The sequence below is a fragment of the Streptosporangium sp. NPDC053982 genome (genome assembly GCF_055585205.1).
Genome location: NZ_JBVJKQ010000046.1, coordinates 1 through 1,605 on the forward strand (window position 1 = coordinate 1; position 1,605 = coordinate 1,605).

Sequence of the window (1,605 nt, forward strand, 5' to 3'; positions counted from 1 at the left end):
CCCGCCGTAGCGTCTTGCTTTCCGAAGGCCCACGGCTCTCACCGATGCTGAAGCCTCCCGGTCAGGCCCGTCCGGGGCTGACCGCCGTAGCCTTGCGGCCACACTGGCAGGGGAGAGCGCATGGTCGGGCGCCGTAGCCCCTCCCTTTCGGATCGCTCACGGTCCTCGCCGCCTTCCTTCGGAGCACGCATTCTTTCTGGCCGCTCACGATCCCGTCCTGAAGAGCGGAGGGAACAGGAAGCCGGATGGCTCATGCTCTCGCCTGGGAGAACAGGAGGAAGCGCTCCCCCGTAGGGGGCGCGGTGAGCAGAAACCGTGAGAACAGCAAGGAGGGGACGTACAGAGCAGAGGGAGAAAGAGGGCAGGGTGAGGGGGAGTGGACTGATCATTCGGGTCGGTATCGGGTCTGAGGTCAGCTTGGATGGGCCTTTATGGTTGCGGACATGAGCAGTGTGCTGACGGATGTCGCTTCCGAGGGGCGCATGAGCCCCCTTCTCCTGGCCAACCGGAACGCCGCCGCCCTCTGGACGGCGCTCGCGCAGGTCCGAGGGAACGAGGTGGTTCAGCGGCCCGGCTTCGTCGGCGTGAAGGGGAGCGAACGGGGCGGGACACGGATCCTGCTGCTCGGCCCGGACCCGGACGAGGACGATCTCGCCGCGTTGACGGAGCTGGTCCGGGACCGGCGCGACGGCAAGGTGGTCGTCGAGGACCAGTTCGGTACGGTCGACCTGGGAGATCTCGGCCTGACCTCGCGGCGGCTACCCGTCATGATCCGCGACACCGCTCCGCCGGGGAGCGCCGGCGGCGCCTCCTCCAGCCCACCCGCCGTGGAGATCGTCAGGGCGGATTCGGAGAGCCTGCTGGAGACCGTGGAACGGGTCGTGGTCCCCGGATTCCCGCTGGAGGGCTTCCTGCCCTGGCGTCCGGGTGAGGTTTTCCCCCGGACCGTGCTGGAGCGGCAGGACGTCGAGTTCTTCCTCGTCACCAGGGACGGCGTGCCCGCCGGCGCCTGCATGGTGATCCTCGACGGCACGGTCGGCGGCGTCTACTGGGTCACCACCCTGCCCGAGCACCGGTCGCGCGGAATCGGCCGGATGCTCATGCACGCCGTACTGGAGCGCCTGTCCGGCCTCCCCGTCACCCTGACCGCGGCCACCGCAGGCAAGCCGCTCTACGACTCCCTGGGCTTCGACGTGATCACCCAGGCCACCTGGTGGTCCTGACCATCGAGACCTTGCCGACCTTCCTCCCGCCGTCCCCGCTTTTCCGGAGACCAGCGGCTCGACGCCTCACCCTCTCCTCGCACTCCGGGTCGAGAAGCCCTCTCTTTCTTCTCCGGCTCTTTTTCTCCGGGTCGGGAAGGCCGTGAATGACCGGTCCTCCCTCTTCGGAACGGAGTCGTGGATGACGGGGAAGAGCGAATGATCCGGAAGGGGGCGGGGGCCGTGGGCGGTCCGGAGGGGAGGGACTACGGTGCCCAGCCCTGCGCTCTTCCCTGTCAGTATGGCCGCAAGGCTACGGCGGCCCGCCCTGAGCCGGGATCAACGGTTGGCTTCAGCATCGGTGAGGGCCGTGGGCCGCCGGAAAGCGAGAAACTACGGCGGA

General features: G+C 68.3%; 1 protein-coding gene. It reads left to right on the forward strand.

Going from position 1 to position 1,605, the window contains the following annotated elements; translation table 11 throughout:
• The first annotated feature begins 443 nt into the window (after positions 1 to 443).
• Positions 444 to 1,223: a GNAT family N-acetyltransferase gene (locus ACZ6W9_RS36940; RefSeq protein ID WP_470121858.1), complete on the forward strand. Its 780-nt coding sequence runs from the start codon at positions 444 to 446 to the stop codon at positions 1,221 to 1,223.
• Positions 1,224 to 1,605 lie beyond the last annotated feature (382 nt).